This window comes from Xenorhabdus sp. NBAII XenSa04, assembly GCF_963866145.1.
GTDB classification, from domain to species: Bacteria; Pseudomonadota; Gammaproteobacteria; order Enterobacterales; family Enterobacteriaceae; genus Xenorhabdus; species Xenorhabdus indica.
The window spans coordinates 1-259 of the sequence record NZ_CAWMEB010000302.1 but is presented as its reverse complement, the minus strand read 5'-3'; the positions used below and the strand labels follow the sequence as shown (position 1 = coordinate 259).

At 63.3% G+C, this 259-nt stretch carries 1 protein-coding gene; it reads left to right on the top strand.

Translation table 11 applies throughout. The features are described 5' to 3' along the window. The coding region (locus AAC147_RS10885; RefSeq protein WP_047686595.1) for a hypothetical protein at positions 1-259 on the top strand (259 nt) is incomplete at both ends.

Here is a 259-nt window from a genome sequence, read left to right as displayed (position 1 = left end):
TGGGGCACAATCCGGCAGTGGAGCCGCTGGCGGCGGTGTCGTCAGTGGAGGAGGGGATCGGGCGGCAGGCGCTGTTGCAGCGGGTGATCGCCTTTTATCACCAGACCCTGCTGAATGCGCCGGAAGCACTGGCCTACCTGAAAAAACGCCGCCTCGATCACCCTGAATTGGTCAGCCATTTTAAGCTGGGCTTTGCCAACCGCACCCTGGGGTATCGCCTGCCTGCCAAGTCACTGAAAGCCGGGGCGGAGATCCGCGC